Source organism: Kocuria rhizophila (genome assembly GCF_003667225.1).
GTDB lineage: Bacteria > Actinomycetota > Actinomycetes > Actinomycetales > Micrococcaceae > Kocuria > Kocuria rhizophila.
Map to the genome: position 1 here is coordinate 1 of NZ_RCOM01000068.1, position 13855 is coordinate 13855.

Here is a 13855-nt window from a genome sequence, read left to right on the forward strand (position 1 = left end):
CCGCAACCTGACCTACCCCGCCCCCGCAACCTGGCCTGCACGCGAGAGAGCCGCCCTCGTCCGGTGACGTGGGCGGCTCTCCAGGTTCCGGCCCGGGGCCGGGAACGGCTGGGCGTCAGGAGTGGCCGTTGAAGAGGCTCGTGACCGAGCCGTCCTCGAAGACCTCCTGGATGGCGCGGGCGATCAGCGGCGCGATCGAGAGCACCTTGAGGTTCTCGAACTGGTGCTCGGGCGGCACGGGCAGGGTGTCGGTGACGACCACCTCGTCCGCTCCGCACGAGGACAGCCGCTCCACGGCCGGTCCGGAGAACACGGCGTGGGTCGCGGCGATGATCACGTTCTTGGCGCCCTGGTCCTTGAGCACCTGCACGGCGCCGGCAATGGTTCCGCCGGTGTCGATCATGTCGTCGATCAGCACGCAGGTGCGCCCGGAGATGTTGCCCACGACCTCCTTGGAGACCGCCTGGTTGGGCACGGTGATGTCCCGGGTCTTGTGCACGAACGCGAGCGGCGCACCGCCCAGGCGCTCGGCCCACTGCTCGGCCACGCGCACGCGCCCGGTGTCCGGGGACACCACGGTGACGTTGTCCACGTCCACCACGGAGCGCACGTAGTCGCTCAGCAGCGGGATGGCCATGAGGTGGTCCACGGGGCCGTCGAAGAAGCCCTGGATCTGCGCGGTGTGCAGGTCCACGGACATCAGCCGGTCCGCGCCCGCGGTCTTGTAGAGGTCCGCGATCAGGCGCGCGGAGATGGGCTCGCGGCCGCGGTGCTTCTTGTCCTGCCGCGCGTATGGGTAGAACGGGCTCACCACGGTGATGGACTTGGCGGACGCCCGCTTGAGGGAGTCCAGCATGATGAGCTGCTCCATGAGCCACTGGTTGATGGGTGCCGGGTGGGACTGGATGAGGAAGGCGTCCGCGCCGCGCACCGACTCGCCGAAGCGCACGTACGTCTCGCCGTTGGCGAAGTCGTAGGCGTCCGTGGGGACCAGTTCGGTGCCCAGTTCACGCGCGATGTTCTCCGCGAGCTCGGGGTGCGCCCGACCCGAGAGCAGAACCATCCGGTTCGAACCCGTGTTGGTGATGCCGGTCATGTGAACTCGCTTTCTCTGAATTCCTCGTGGTTCCTGCTCGCGTGGCGCGCCCTGTCAGGCGCGGTCCTCGCGCTCAGACTGCTGGGCGGCTTCCGCCGCGCGGGCTGCGGCCGTGCCGGGACGGTGCTGCTGCACCCATCCCTCCACAATGACCTGCTTGCCCTCGGTGAGCACCAGGGCGCCCGCGGGGACGTCCTTGCGCACAGTGGTCCCGGCTCCGGAGTAGGCGCCGTCGCCCACGGTCACGGGTGCCACGTACATGTTGTCGGAGCCCATGCGGACGTCGTTGCCGATCACGGTGCGGTGCTTGTTCACACCGTCGTAGTTCACGAACACGGAGGCAGCGCCGATGTTGGAGTTCTCCCCGATGGTGGCGTCCCCCACGTAGGAGAGGTGCGGGATCTTGGAGCCGCGCCCGATGGTGGACTTCTTGGTCTCCACGAACGTGCCGATCTTCCCGTCCTCGCCCAGCACCGTGCCGGGGCGGAGGTAGGCGAACGGGCCCACGGTGGCGCCCGCGCGCAGCTCGGAGTCGCTGCCGTGGGTGCGCACCACGGTGGCGCCACGGCCCACGGTCACGTTGGTGAGGGTGGTGTCCGGGCCCACGACGGCGTCCTCCGCCACCCGCGTGCTGCCGTGCAGCTGGGTGCCGGGCAGCACGGTGGAGTCGGCCTCGAGCTCCACGGTGTCGTCGATCCACGTGGTGGCGGGGTCCACCACAGACACCCCGTTGCGCATGTGCCGCTCCAGCGTGCGCTGGTTCAGGTAGTGGCCCAGGGCGGCCAGCTGAACGCGGTCGTTGGCGCCCTCCAGCTCCATGTAGTCCGCCATCTTCAGGGCGTCCACGCGGTGCCCGGCCTCGCGTGCCAGGCGGGGGACGTCCGTGAGGTACTTCTCGGCCTGGGCGTTGTCCGTGTCCACTCGGGAGAGGGCGTCGCGCAGCACCGCGGCGTCGAACGCGAAGATCCCGGAGTTGACCTCGGTGACCGCGCGCTCGTCCTCCGTGGCGTCCTTGAACTCCTTGATCTCCGTGAACCGCCCCTGGGCGTCCCGCAGGATGCGGCCGTACTTGCCCGGTTCGGGGTGGTCCGCGGTGAGCACCGTGACGGCGTTGCCGTGCTCGGTGTGGTGCGCCACGAAGGCACGCAGGGTCTCGGCCGTGAGCAGGGGGACGTCCCCGTAGGTCACCAGCACGGTGCCGCTCACGGGGGCTGCTGCATCGAGCACTTCGAGGCCCGCGTCCACTGCGGAGCCCGTCCCGGGAACGTCCGACTGGTCCGCGGTGAGCACGCCCGGTGCCACGTCCGCGATGTGCTCGGCCACGAGATCACGCTGGTGCCGGATCACCGCCACGATGCGCTGCGGCTCCAGCTCACCCGCCACCTTGAGCGCGTGCGCGAGCATGGAACGCCCGCCGATCTCGTGCAGGATCTTGGGCTTCTTGGACTTCATCCGGGTTCCCTTGCCGGCGGCGAGAACGATGATCGCGGCGGGGTTCTCCCCGGTCGTGGCGTTCGGAGGGGTGCTCACGGGCCAGACTCCTCTGGGTGCTCGTGAGGCGGTGGGGGCCATCTGCGCCTCGATGTGTCGTGCGTTCCGCCACTAGGACTCGAACCTAGACTCACGGCTCCAAAGGCCGGTGTGCTGCCAATTACACCATGGCGGAGCGTTGTCACCCGTGGGCGCCAACAAAGGGACGTGCGCCCGCGGGCACACGAAAATTCACTGTAGCACCTGGGTTCCGCGGCTCAGCACGGTCAGGATCCGCCCCGCGGCGCGCTCCTCGCGGAAGCCCGGCAGGGTGCGCGCGAGGGTCACGGCGTCCTCCGGAGTGATCCCCCGGACGACCACCTGCGCCCGGGTGGCCGCGCGCCGCACGCAGTGCCAGGCGTCGTCGTTGGACTGCCCGGCGGCCCGGGAGCGGGAGACGTCCCACGCCATGGAGGTGACGTCCGCGGAGCTCACGTCCAGGCTCCCCTGCTCGAACTCGCGGTCGAGCAGCGCGAGCAGCATGACCACCTCCTCCACCGCGGTGGCGTTCTGGACCATGAGGCGGACCTCCTGGTGTGAGGCGGCCTCGGCGAGCGCCGCGAGCATCGAGTAGAGCCGCTGCCGCTGGCGTCCGCGGTGCGAGACCCCGCCGAGGGCGAGCACGAGCATCCCGGCGCCCACCCCGCGGCACACGCCCAGGGCGTCGTCGACCTCCGCGAGCACGCCCTCGTCCGGCATGTCCTCGTCCACGGCCACGGGCGCCCGCAGCAGCAGCGGGTCCGCCCCGGCCTCGCGCAGCTGCTGGGCGGCCTGGCGGCGCACCCTGGAGCCCATGTGGGATCCCACCGGGCGGTCCGCCCCGATGGTGATCTCGACCGGCCCGGGGTGCTCCCGCACACGGGCCACGGCCGCCGCGAGGTCCTGGGGCTCGTCCAGCACGGTTCCCGCGAGCTCTTCCCCGCCCTGAGATGACTGCATGGCACTCAGTCTCCCACGCCCGGGTGGGAGCGGTGGACGCGGGCGCCCGGGTGCGCGTTCCGCGGTCAGCGGCCCGCGCGACGACGCCGCCGGCCGGCGCCCCGGGACGGGCGGGGCCCTGGCCGTTCGCCACCAGGCCGTGCGGCGTCGTCGTTCGCCGGTGGGCCCCACGCACGGGTCACGACGGCGCCCGGGGAGCCCGCCGCCCGCTTGTATCCTTGGCGGGTGGCTCATCTGATCGGCGGAGAAAACCTGCACCTCGAGTACCCCACCAAGACCGTGTTCGACGCGGTGAGCGTGGGGATCGACGAGGGTGACCGGATCGGCATCGTCGGTCGCAACGGGGACGGCAAGTCCACCCTCATGCGGCTGCTGGCCGGGCGAATCGCGCCCGACTCCGGGCGCGTGACCGTGCGCTCCGGGACCACGGTGGGCATGCTGGACCAGGCAGACACGCTGGACCCGGACCAGACCGTGGGCCACGCCGTGGTCGGGGACGTCCCCGACTACGTGTGGGCCGCGGACCCCAAGGTGCGCGACGTGGTGTCCGGACTGGTCTCGGACGTGGACTGGGACACCCCCGTGGGCCAGCTCTCCGGAGGTCAGCGGCGCCGGGTGGCGCTCGCGAGCCTGCTCACCGGGGACTGGGACGTGATCTTCCTGGACGAGCCCACCAACCACCTGGACGTGGACGGCATCACGTGGCTCGCCAAGCACCTGAACAGCCGGTGGTCACGCAACTCCGGCGCCCTGGCCGTGGTGACCCACGACCGCTGGTTCCTGGACGCGGTCTGCACGGACACCTGGGAGGTGCACGACCGCGTCGTCGAACCCTTCGAGGGCGGGTACGCCGCGTACGTGCTGCAGCGCGTGGAGCGGGACCGCCAGGCCGCCGTGGTGGAGCAGAAGCGGCAGAACCTCATGCGCAAGGAGCTCGCGTGGCTGCGCCGCGGAGCACCGGCGCGCACGTCCAAGCCGAAGTTCCGCATCGAGGCCGCGAACACCCTGATCGAGGACGTGCCGCCGCCCCGGGACACCGTCTCCCTGTCCCGGATGGCCGTGTCCCGGCTGGGCAAGGACGTGGTGGACATCGAGGGCGTCTCGGTCTTCTTCCCCGCCCCGGACGGCTCCGGCACCACCCGCGTGCTCGAGGACGTCACGTGGCTCATCGCCCCCGGCGAGCGCACGGGCATCCTGGGCGTCAACGGGGCGGGCAAGTCCACCCTGCTGGGCCTGGTCACCGGGGACGTGCAGCCCACCACGGGACGGGTCAAGCGGGGGAAGACCGTCAAGATCGCCACGCTCACGCAGCAGCTGGACGAGCTGAAGGACGTCGCGGACGACCGCGTCTCGGACGTGGTGGCCCAGAAGAAGACCTCGTACGTGACCGGCGGCAAGGAGATGACGCCCACGCAGCTGCTCGAACGGCTGGGCTTCACCTCCGCGCAGCTCAAGACCCCGGTCAAGGACCTCTCCGGTGGGCAGAAGCGGCGCCTGCAGCTGCTGCTCATCCTGCTGGACGAGCCCAACGTGCTGATCCTGGACGAGCCCTCCAACGACCTGGACACCGACATGCTCGCCGCCATGGAGGACCTCCTGGACACGTGGCCCGGCACGCTGCTGGTGGTCTCGCACGACCGCTACCTGCTGGAGCGCGTCACCGACCAGCAGTACGCGGTGGTGGACGGCCGCTTCCGGCACCTGCCCGGCGGGGTGGACGAGTACCTGAAGCTGTCCTCCGCGGCGGCCTCGGGCTCCGCCGCGGGGTCCTCGGGCGCCTCCAACCCGCTCGCCGCCGGACCGTCCTCCACCGCCGCCGTGGACGACGCCGCCGCGTCCCGGCCCACGGGCAAACCCGCCCTGGGCGGCGCCGAGGCGAGGGCCGCGCAGAAGGAGCTGGGCGCCGTCGAGCGCAAGCTGCAGAAGCTGCAGAGCGAGGTGGCGGCGCTGGACGACACGATGGCCGCGGCGGACCCCTCCGACTTCGAGGGCCTGGGCAGGCTCGCGGCGCAGAAGTCGCAGCTGCAGGAGCAGGTCGACGAGCTCGAGCTGCGGTGGCTCGAACTCGGCGAGGCCCTCGAGTAGCCGGCGAGCAGCCCGCCGGGACCGTCAGCCCGAGCGGTCGCTCAGGGTGGGCCAGACCGGGAAGGGGTCCTCGAACGCGGCCCACGCACCGGGACCGGCCGCGAGCTCCTCGTCCGTGAGGGCGGCGTCGTCCAGCGCCTCGCGCAGGGCCGGGACGTCCAGGTCCAGTCCGATGATCCCGAGGTCCTGACCGAGGGCGAGCGGCTCCTCTCCCTCCGCCACGTGCGCGTCGCTCGCCAGGGGCGACAGGCAGATCATCCGGCCCACGTGGTTCCACCGCGCGATCACGTGCGATCGCGTGGCCAGACGGCAGAACCCCGCCGAGCGCACCACCGTGCCGAACTCCCCCGACTCGATCCGCCGGTCCAGCAGCCGGGCGAGACGCCCGGGGTGCAGCGGCCGGACGTTCTCGTAGTGCAGCGCCGTGACCCGCGGGTCCGTCATGTACGGATTGTGCTCGCGGTTGAGCAGGGTCACCCACCCGGAGCGCTCCTGGGTGACGTCGTAGCGCGTGGCGGACGCGGCGATCTCCCGCAGCCACGGATCCCGCTCGCCGTGGTGCAGGCGCAGGCGGGCTCGCGGGCCCAGGTGGTTCACGAGCGCCATCACCGTGGAGAGCTCCGGCGTGGTCAGCGGTTCCCAGTTGACCATCACCACCGCGGAGGCGAACTCCACGCACATGACACTGAGCAGGGCGCGGGCGGTGTGGCGCGGGCGCGTGCGGGGCAGGGCGGGGTGGATCACGCAGTCCTCCCGGTGCAGGTCCGCGAGCAGGTGGGCGGCGTCCACCACGCACAGCACCCCGGTGAGCACCACACCGGAGTCCGCGGCGGCGCTCGCGCCGATCACCTCCGTCACGTCCGTGCACTCGGGGAACTCCACGACCGCCCCCTGGGGTCGGGAGCACCACGGGAGCAGGGACATGGCCTCCGCCACCGGTTCCGGAGACGCGCCCACCCGCTGGGCGGGCACGAGCATGCGTCCGGTGCGCCGGGCGGTCTCCCGCGCGAACCGCGCCCGTTCCGGGGCGCACGCGCCCACCACTGCCATCACGTCGACGGGGTCCACGCTCGCCTCCCTCTTAGTTTTGCGGCGAGGCTGCCCGGATCCGTGGCCCACGGCGGCCGTGCACCTGCGGACGACGGCGGGCACCCCACCGCTTCCTGATAATGGTTCTCATTATGGCGCACGAGGGGTGCACAGCGAAATGCGGCCCCGACCGGGTGTCCGGTCGGGGCCGCACGGGCGGAGAGCGTGGCGGTCTCACTCGCTCCAGTCGTTGGTCCTGATGATCTCCACGAAGTCGTCGCGCTCGAACGAGGGGTCGAAGTGCGCCAGGACATCGGCGTTCATGGTGCCGAACGTGGAGCCAGGGCGGTGCTCCATCCCGTGGTGGAACGCCGTGAGGATGCGGTTCTTGAAGTCCGGGCGGGGGTGGGCCTCCACCACTGCCCGGCGCTGCGCGTCCGAGACCTGGTCGAAGTGCATGCCCAGCACGTCCGTCTCCACGCCGGCGCTCACCAGCGCCACCTCGGGCGCCATGAACTCGGGGATCCCCGGGGTGGTGTGCAGCGAGATGCCCAGCCACGCGGTGTGCGCGCGCTCCCGGGACGCTCCGCGCTCCATGAGGAACTCGAAGACCTCGTTGGCTCCGTCCACCTCGAAGCGCAGGGTGGAGTCCTTGTGGTCCTCGGTGAGACCGCGGTCGTGGAACATGGCGCCCGCGTACAGCAGCTCGTGGTCCACGCTCAGCTCCTGGGCCTGTCCGAGCAGCGCCCCGAAGAAGTAGACGCGGCGGGAGTGGTGGTAGAGCAGGTCGTCCTCGGTGTCCCGGATGTACTCGGTCACGTCACGGGTCAGGGCGGTGTCCGGAACGGCGATCCCGGCGACGGTGTCGGTCATGGAGTGCTCCTCGGTTGGAAGTGGGTGGCGGTGGCGGAATGTCGCTCCGGTCCGGGGCAGGCTCAGCCCTCGGCGTTCAGGTCCACGACCTCGAACTCGAGCAGAGAGGCGCCGGTGGCCACGGGCTTGCGGGCGCCGCCCGGACCGCCCGCGTGGGCGGCCTTCGCGTTGCCGTCCCGCCATGCCTCGAAGTCCTCCTGGGTGGCCCACGTGGTCACCACGAAGTAGCGGTTCTCCCCCGCCACGGGGCGCAGCAGCTGGAAGCCCTCGAACCCGGGTTCCCCGTCCACCGAGTGCTTCCGCGCGGCGAAGCGGGCCTCCAGCTCCGGCCCGGAACCCTCGGGAACCTCGATGGCGTTGATCTTCACGACGGACATGTCAGCCTCCTGGTGCGTTGTGCGGTCCCTCCCACTGTAGGCCCGGGGTGTGACGGATCAGCGGGAGGCGGAACCCGTCACCGGTTCGAACTCGCTGCGCCCGGCCGCCACGTCCGCGCTGAGCAGTCGCACCCGGATCTCGCTGCCCAGGCGCAGACCGGGAGCCTTGAGGCTCGCTTCCACGGCCGGTTCCCGGATCACGATGGTCCCGCGCGAACCGTCCTCCTTGAGGTCCACCACGGTGGCCGTGAACTCCTGGCCCACGTAGGCTGAGAGCACGAGGGTCTCCACCATGTTCACGATCCCGCGCTCGTACGCGGAGGCCCTGCGCCCGGAGGTCTCCATCTCGGTGGGCAGCTGCGGCAGTGCCCCCAGCACCCAGTCCGGCACCGGGCGGCCCGCCGCGACCGCCAGGCACACCTCGCTGCCGTAGCGGTCCACGAGCCGGCGCAGGGGCGCGGTGACGTGGGCGTAGGGAGTGGCCAGTGCCGAGTGCTCGCTGTTCTCGGGCGGCTGCCCCTCGAACGCCTCGTAGCCCGCACCCCGGAAGAGCAGCGTGCACGCGTGGAGCATGGCCGCGTGGGTTCCCCGCTCCGGGTCCAGACCCCGCACGAACTCCGGGTAGGACGTCTCCTGGGGCCACGGGATCTGCAGGGCGGATGCCACCGCCCGGAGCCTGGGGATGGCGGAGTCCGTGGCGGGCGGCAGCACCCGCAGCAGCCCCACGCCGGCATCGAGCATGAGGCGGGCGGCCGCGATCCCGGTCAGCAGTGAGATCTGGGCGTTCCAGCCCTCCACCGGCAGTGCGCTGCGGTGCACCACACGCCACTCGTCCTGCTCAACCACCACCTCCTGCTCCGGGATGCGGAGGCTGACACCGCCACGCTCGCGTTCGACGGCCTCCCGCAGCTGCCCCACGGTCCGCAGCAGCTGCAGGGCCTCCGGGGCGGTGCCCGCGTCCAGCTGCTCCTGCACCTCGCGGTAGCTCAGCTGCGCCCGGCTGCGCACGAGAGCACGCTGCACACCGGTGCTGACGAGTCCACCGCGGGCGTCCAGGCCCAGCCGCCACAGCACCGCGGGGCGCACCCCGTCCGGCAGCAGGCTCGCGGCGTCCTCCGAGAGCTCGGGCGGGTGCAGCGGGGTGCGCTGGTGCGGTGCGTACAGTGTCTGCCCACGCCGGTGGGCCTCCTCGTCCACGGGATCCCCGGGGCTCACGAACGCCGCGACGTCCGCGATCGCGTACCAGACCGTGAACCCGTCCCCGGCGGCCTCGATGAACACCGCCTGGTCCAGGTCACGCGACCCCTCGGGGTCGATGGTCACGAGGTCCAGGTCCGTGCGGTCGGTCTCCGGAAGGCGGGGTGCGCCGGCGGCCGCCCTGGCGGCGTCGTGCACCTCCGGCGGGAAGTCGTCCGGGATGGCGAGCTCGCGGCGCAGGGACTCGAGCGCCGCCACGAGCGGCTGGGGAACGGGGTGGACCTGCTGCGGACGGATGGCCATGCTGACTCCTCACCCGGCTGCGGCGCCCGGGCCGTTCCGGCCGGACGCGCCCGCCGGTCCGGTCGAACCGCGCTGACGCACGTGTGCTGACCCGATTGTGCCCCGGGGCGTCCCCGGGGCCGGGTTCATCCGCGCGCGTCCACCCGCGCGCCGGGCACCGGGGCCGCCGTGGCCAGCGCGCGGCGCCCCTCGTGGGAGAAGGCGCGCACGAGCTGCTCCGCGGCGTCGGCGGAGCGCGCGAGGAAGCACACCGTGGGCCCCGAGCCGGACACCCAGCCGGTGAGCGCCCCGAGCTCCACGCCGTGGTCGAGGACGCCGGCGAGCGCCGGGAGCAGGTCCACGGCCGGCGGCTGGAGGTCGTTGCGGACCAGCGTGGCGAGCGCCTCGGGGTCCGCCGGGTCCAGCGCGGCGAGCGCCTGCGCGGGAACCGGGTCCGGTGCGCCGTGGGCCGTGAGGTCGTACGCCGCGTCCCACCGGCGGTACACCGCGGGAGTGGAGAGTCCCCGGTCCTGCGGGACGAAGACCAGGTGCAGCTGGGCGCTGGTGGGGACCGGTTCCAGCTCGGTGCCCGTGCCGCGCCCGAGTGCCGCGCCACCGAGGAGCATGAAGGGGACGTCCGCGCCCAGACGGGCGCCGAGCCGGGAGAGCTCGCCCGGTGTCAGCGGAGCGGTCCCGAGGTGCGCCGCCAGGAGCTCGTTGACCGCCACGAGCGCGGCGGCCGCATCCGCGGACCCTCCGCCCATGCCGCCGGCCACGGGTACGGCCTTGCGCACGTGCAGGGCGAGTGCCGGAACGGGGACGTCCACGGCGTCGCACACCGCCAGCGCGGCACCCACCGCCAGGTTCCGCTCGTCCAGCGGGATGTCGGACAGCGCGACCGCATCCTGCTGGACCATGCGCGCGTACTCGCTGCCCGGAGCCGGCTCCACCGTGACCGAGACAGCCGCCCCGGCGGAGGCCGGATCCAGGGTGGCCGTGACCGTCTCCCGCAGGTCCACCGCCACGAACAGGGTCTCGAGCGGGTGATAGCCGTCCGGGGTGGGGCTGCCCACGTGGAGCAGCAGGTTGGTCTTGGCCGGGGCGCTCGCGGTGACCCGCCGGAGTGCCGAGGTCATGCCGGGTCCCCCGGGGACTCGTCCCGTCCCACCACGGGGGTGGCCTCGGCCAGGGAGGTGGGCGGGGCGTCGTCGGCGGCCAGGGCGTTGGCGGCCTCCGCGATGCGCGCGAAGTCGGCGACCCCGAGCTTCTCCCCGCGCTCGGCGGGGTCGACGCCCGCGGCACGCAGGATCTCCTCCGCGCGCGCACCGGAGCCGGCCCAGCCGCTCAGCGCCGCCCGCAGCGTCTTGCGCCGCTGGGCGAACGCGGCGTCGACCACGGCGAACGTGGGCACCCGCAGGCGCTCCTCGGCGGGCGGCTCACGGCGATCGAGCCGCACCAGGCCCGAGGCGATCTTGGGCGCCGGCCAGAACACGTTCTTCCCGATCACCCCGGCCTTGCCGACCTCCGCGTACCACGTGGCCTTCACCGACGGGACGCCGTACACGCGCGAGCCCGGGCCGGCGGCCAGGCGGTCCGCGACCTCGTCCTGGACCATCACGAGCCCGTGCCGGATGCTCGGGAAGGTCTCCAGGATGTGCAGCAGCACGGGCACGGCCACGTTGTACGGCAGGTTGGCCACGAGCGCCGTGGGCTCGGCGCCGCCGGGCAGCTCACGCACGCGGGCGGCGTCGGCCTGCACCACGCTCAGCCGCGGTGCGGCGTCCGGGAAGAAGCGGGCCACGGTCTCCGGCAGCTGCCGTGCGAGCGGCGGGTCGGTCTCCCCCGCCGTGACCGCCGACGACGCCGCCAGCAGCCCCAGCGTCAACGACCCCAGCCCGGGCCCCACCTCCAGGACGTGCTCCTCCGGCGTGAGGTGCGCGGCGGCCACGATGCGGCGGATGGTGTTGGGGTCGATCACGAAGTTCTGACCCAGGGTCTTGGTGGGGCGGATGCCCGCCCGATCGGCGAGTTCCCTGATCTCCGCGGGGCCCAGCAGGGGCCCGGCTGCGCTGTGCTCGGTCACCGGACAATCCTACGGGGCGGGCAGGACGGGGCACCTCCGCTCCCCCGGATGTGGTCTGAGGAGAGGATCTGCCCCGGATTTCTGCAAACTTCGGGGTAGAACTTCTCCCTGGACGCTGCGCCCCCGGGGCGGCCGGTCGCTCCACATCCTGCTCCGCTCCCTTTCTGCCCGGAAGTGGCGTGGCTAGCGTGCCGTCGTGGCCACCGATCCGACACGCAACCAGCCCCTGCCCCGGCTCCTCACGACCGCCCGCGCCGGAGGTCGGAGCGACCGGCTGCGCGCGGCACCCCGTGCCCACAGGCTCGCGCAGGGAGTGTGGTGCCTCTCCGAATCCCCGCCCACCGCTGTGCAGCGCGCGGTGCTGCTGCGTGAGCACCTCTCCTCCGCCAGGTCCCCGCTCAGGCTGACCGGGTTCACGGCACTGCAGCTGCTCGGGCTTCCGGTTCCCGCGGGCCACAGCTGGGTGCGTACCGTGCTGCGGGGCCGACGACCGCCGCACGGTCACGACCTCAGGCACCATCTGACGTCCACGGTGCATCTCGCGTGGGACGTCACGAGGTTCCACTCCCACCTGCCGGACGTGCGGATCAGCAGGTCGCTCGGGACCCCCACGGTGCTCGGTCCATATGGTGCACCCCTCGTGGACCCGGTCGAAGCCCTCGTGGCAGCGGCGCCCATGATGGAGAGCTGGGCCATCACCGCCACGCTGGACGCGCTCCTCAGCGCGGGATCCGTGACCCGGGTGCTCCCCGCTGCCCAGGAGCAACCGGCACCGGGTCTCCCTGTTCACGGGCGCTCCACCCCGCAGGGAGCGCCGATGTCTTCCGCCCCACCGCGCTCGGAGAAGCGGGGCGCCGCTCCCATCACGCCAGGATCCCAGAGCGTGTGGACCCCGGAGGGCTGCTCCGAGCCGCCGTGGTTCCAACCCGTGACCTGCACCCCGGACGTCCTCCGCCGCGCACTGGACCTGATGCCTCCGCACTCCGGCGGCGTGCGGGCCGTGCGAGTGGCCCTGGGGCGCACCGCGGCGAACACGTGGTCCCCCATGGAGACGCTGCTGCGGCTGATCGTGGTCGCCTCGGGTCTGCCAGCCCCGGAGATGAACGTGGAGGTCCGTACCCCGTACGGGACGCGCTACCTGGACACCGCGTGGCGCGAGCCGAAGCTCGCCCTCGAGTTCAACGGCCGGGTGCACACCACGGACTTCGCGGCGTACAAGGACGAGATGCACCGGCTCGAGGTGCTCCGGGACCTGGGCTGGGCCGTGAGGGTCCTCGTGTACGACGACCTCCGGGACCCCCGACGACGCGCCGCCTGGTTGCAGTGGCTGGAACGCGGGCTCGGGCGGACTCACGGGCCCACCGGCCACCCGCGCGGGCTCGGCGCCTGAGGAGAGGTTCTGCCCCGGATTGCTGCGACAACCACGGCAGAACCTCTCCCCACGCGTCACCGGGCGCGGGCCGCTCCTCAGAACTGCCCGTACACCGTCCGCGCGTTGTCCCAGATCCGGCGGCACAGGGTCTCCAGCTCCGCGTCCAGCAGCTGCGACATCCCGCGCACCGTGTGGTTCACCATGTACGGCGCGTTGGGCCGGCCCCGGAACGGGTGGGGTGTGAGGAACGGGGCGTCCGTCTCGCACAGCACGAGCGCGGGATCCGCGACCCGCAGGGCCTCTTGCAGCGCCTTGGCGTTCTTGAACGTCACGGTCCCGGCGAAGGACATGTACCAGCCGTTCTGGTTGCACACCCGCGCGAGCTCCGCGTCCCCGGAGAAGCAGTGGAACACCGTGCGTTCCGGGGCCCCGGCGTCCTGCAGGATGCGCAGGACGTCCTCGTGGGCCTCGCGGTCGTGGATCTGCATCGCCAGGTTGTGGCGTTTCGCCAGCTCGATGTGGGCGCGGAACGACTCCTCCTGCGCCGCCAGCCCCTCCTCCGGGGTGTGCACCCGGTCCATCCCGGTCTCCCCGACCGCGCTCACCCGGTCCTGCGCCGCGAGCGCGTCGATCTCCCGCAGCGCCGCCTCCAGCTCACCGCGGCGCGCCAGCTGAGGTGCCTCGTTGGGGTGCAGCGCCACGGCCGCGAGCACACCGGGCACCGCCTGGGCCGCCGCCGCCGCGAACCGCGAGGACTTCACGTCGCACCCGGCCTGCACCACGCCGGCCACGGAGGCGTCCCGCGCGGTGGCCACGGCGTCCGCCACGGACACGCGCACCAGCCCGTCCTGCATGTCCAGGTGGGTGTGGTTGTCCACCACGGGGTGCGGCAGGGGCTCCGGCAGCGCAGGGAATCGGAGGTTGCGCTTCTGCCCGTGGCCGTCGGTGTCCGCACGCCGCTCGGTGCCCTCCCCGTTCGGGGCGCCGGCCGC

12 protein-coding genes and 1 tRNA gene are annotated in these 13855 nt (G+C 72.5%); 2 read left to right on the top strand and 11 right to left on the bottom strand.

The features are described from left to right. Positions 1-115: 115 nt before the first annotated feature. The 4 genes from D9R02_RS09160 to D9R02_RS09175 form a co-directional block, all read right to left on the bottom strand. Positions 116-1096, bottom strand: a complete 981-nt coding sequence (locus D9R02_RS09160) for a ribose-phosphate diphosphokinase (RefSeq protein WP_019310138.1) — start codon at positions 1094-1096, stop codon at positions 116-118. Positions 1097-1150: 54 nt separating this feature from the next. Beyond that, the gene (gene glmU / locus D9R02_RS09165) at positions 1151-2668 is read right to left on the bottom strand and encodes a bifunctional UDP-N-acetylglucosamine diphosphorylase/glucosamine-1-phosphate N-acetyltransferase GlmU (RefSeq protein WP_050899458.1); all 1518 of its coding nucleotides are present in this window, start codon (positions 2666-2668) and stop codon (positions 1151-1153) included. A 22-nt stretch (positions 2669-2690) separates the two neighbouring features. Then, positions 2691-2762 (bottom strand) — tRNA-Gln (locus D9R02_RS09170). A 56-nt stretch (positions 2763-2818) separates the two neighbouring features. After that, positions 2819-3565: a hypothetical protein gene (locus D9R02_RS09175; protein ID WP_121566792.1), complete on the bottom strand. Its 747-nt coding sequence runs from the start codon at positions 3563-3565 to the stop codon at positions 2819-2821. Positions 3566-3790: 225 nt separating this feature from the next. Between D9R02_RS09175 and D9R02_RS09180 the strand changes: the two genes are divergently transcribed. Continuing rightward, positions 3791-5650, top strand: coding sequence for an ABC-F family ATP-binding cassette domain-containing protein (locus D9R02_RS09180; RefSeq protein WP_039102237.1), 1860 nt, complete (start codon positions 3791-3793; stop codon positions 5648-5650). Between the two features lie 24 nt (positions 5651-5674). On the opposite strand, the gene D9R02_RS09185 is transcribed toward D9R02_RS09180, so the two are convergent. The 6 genes from D9R02_RS09185 to rsmA all read right to left on the bottom strand — a co-directional run bounded on the left by D9R02_RS09185 (position 5675) and on the right by rsmA (position 11491). After that, entirely contained in the window at positions 5675-6718 is a 1044-nt protein-coding gene (locus D9R02_RS09185) for a GTP-binding protein (protein ID WP_121566793.1), read from the bottom strand. A gap of 195 nt (positions 6719-6913) precedes the next feature. Beyond that, positions 6914-7552 (bottom strand): HD domain-containing protein, encoded by a 639-nt coding sequence (locus D9R02_RS09190; protein ID WP_019310143.1) that lies wholly within the window; start codon positions 7550-7552, stop codon positions 6914-6916. A 62-nt stretch (positions 7553-7614) separates the two neighbouring features. Then, positions 7615-7929 carry an antibiotic biosynthesis monooxygenase family protein gene (locus D9R02_RS09195; RefSeq protein ID WP_019310144.1) on the bottom strand — a complete coding sequence of 105 codons (315 nt, stop codon included), beginning with the start codon at positions 7927-7929 and terminating at the stop codon, positions 7615-7617. Between the two features lie 57 nt (positions 7930-7986). Beyond that, entirely contained in the window at positions 7987-9429 is a 1443-nt protein-coding gene (locus D9R02_RS09200) for an RNB domain-containing ribonuclease (protein ID WP_121566794.1), read from the bottom strand. Positions 9430-9554: 125 nt separating this feature from the next. Beyond that, a complete protein-coding gene (locus D9R02_RS09205; RefSeq protein ID WP_121566795.1) occupies positions 9555-10544 on the bottom strand; it encodes a 4-(cytidine 5'-diphospho)-2-C-methyl-D-erythritol kinase in 990 nt (329 codons plus the stop codon). Next, the gene (rsmA, locus tag D9R02_RS09210) at positions 10541-11491 is read right to left on the bottom strand and encodes a 16S rRNA (adenine(1518)-N(6)/adenine(1519)-N(6))-dimethyltransferase RsmA (protein ID WP_121566796.1); all 951 of its coding nucleotides are present in this window, start codon (positions 11489-11491) and stop codon (positions 10541-10543) included. Before rsmA ends, D9R02_RS09205 begins: the two co-directional genes overlap by 4 nt. Positions 11492-11687: 196 nt before the next feature. Between rsmA and D9R02_RS09215 the strand changes: the two genes are divergently transcribed. Then, positions 11688-12881 carry a hypothetical protein gene (locus D9R02_RS09215; RefSeq protein ID WP_141564913.1) on the top strand — a complete coding sequence of 398 codons (1194 nt, stop codon included), beginning with the start codon at positions 11688-11690 and terminating at the stop codon, positions 12879-12881. A gap of 77 nt (positions 12882-12958) precedes the next feature. On the opposite strand, the gene D9R02_RS09220 is transcribed toward D9R02_RS09215, so the two are convergent. After that, a partial coding sequence (locus D9R02_RS09220; protein WP_147435347.1) for a TatD family hydrolase occupies positions 12959-13855 on the bottom strand: 897 nt, incomplete at its 5' end.

Coding starts and splice junctions, on each gene's coding strand:
- D9R02_RS09160 (WP_019310138.1), bottom strand. CDS start 1,096: ATGACCGGCATCACCAACACGGGTTCGAACCGGATGGTTCTGCTCTCG.
- glmU (WP_050899458.1), bottom strand. CDS start 2,668: ATGGCCCCCACCGCCTCACGAGCACCCAGAGGAGTCTGGCCCGTGAGC.
- D9R02_RS09175 (WP_121566792.1), bottom strand. CDS start 3,565: ATGCAGTCATCTCAGGGCGGGGAAGAGCTCGCGGGAACCGTGCTGGAC.
- D9R02_RS09190 (WP_019310143.1), bottom strand. CDS start 7,552: ATGACCGACACCGTCGCCGGGATCGCCGTTCCGGACACCGCCCTGACC.
- D9R02_RS09195 (WP_019310144.1), bottom strand. CDS start 7,929: ATGTCCGTCGTGAAGATCAACGCCATCGAGGTTCCCGAGGGTTCCGGG.
- D9R02_RS09200 (WP_121566794.1), bottom strand. CDS start 9,429: ATGGCCATCCGTCCGCAGCAGGTCCACCCCGTTCCCCAGCCGCTCGTG.
- D9R02_RS09205 (WP_121566795.1), bottom strand. CDS start 10,544: ATGACCTCGGCACTCCGGCGGGTCACCGCGAGCGCCCCGGCCAAGACC.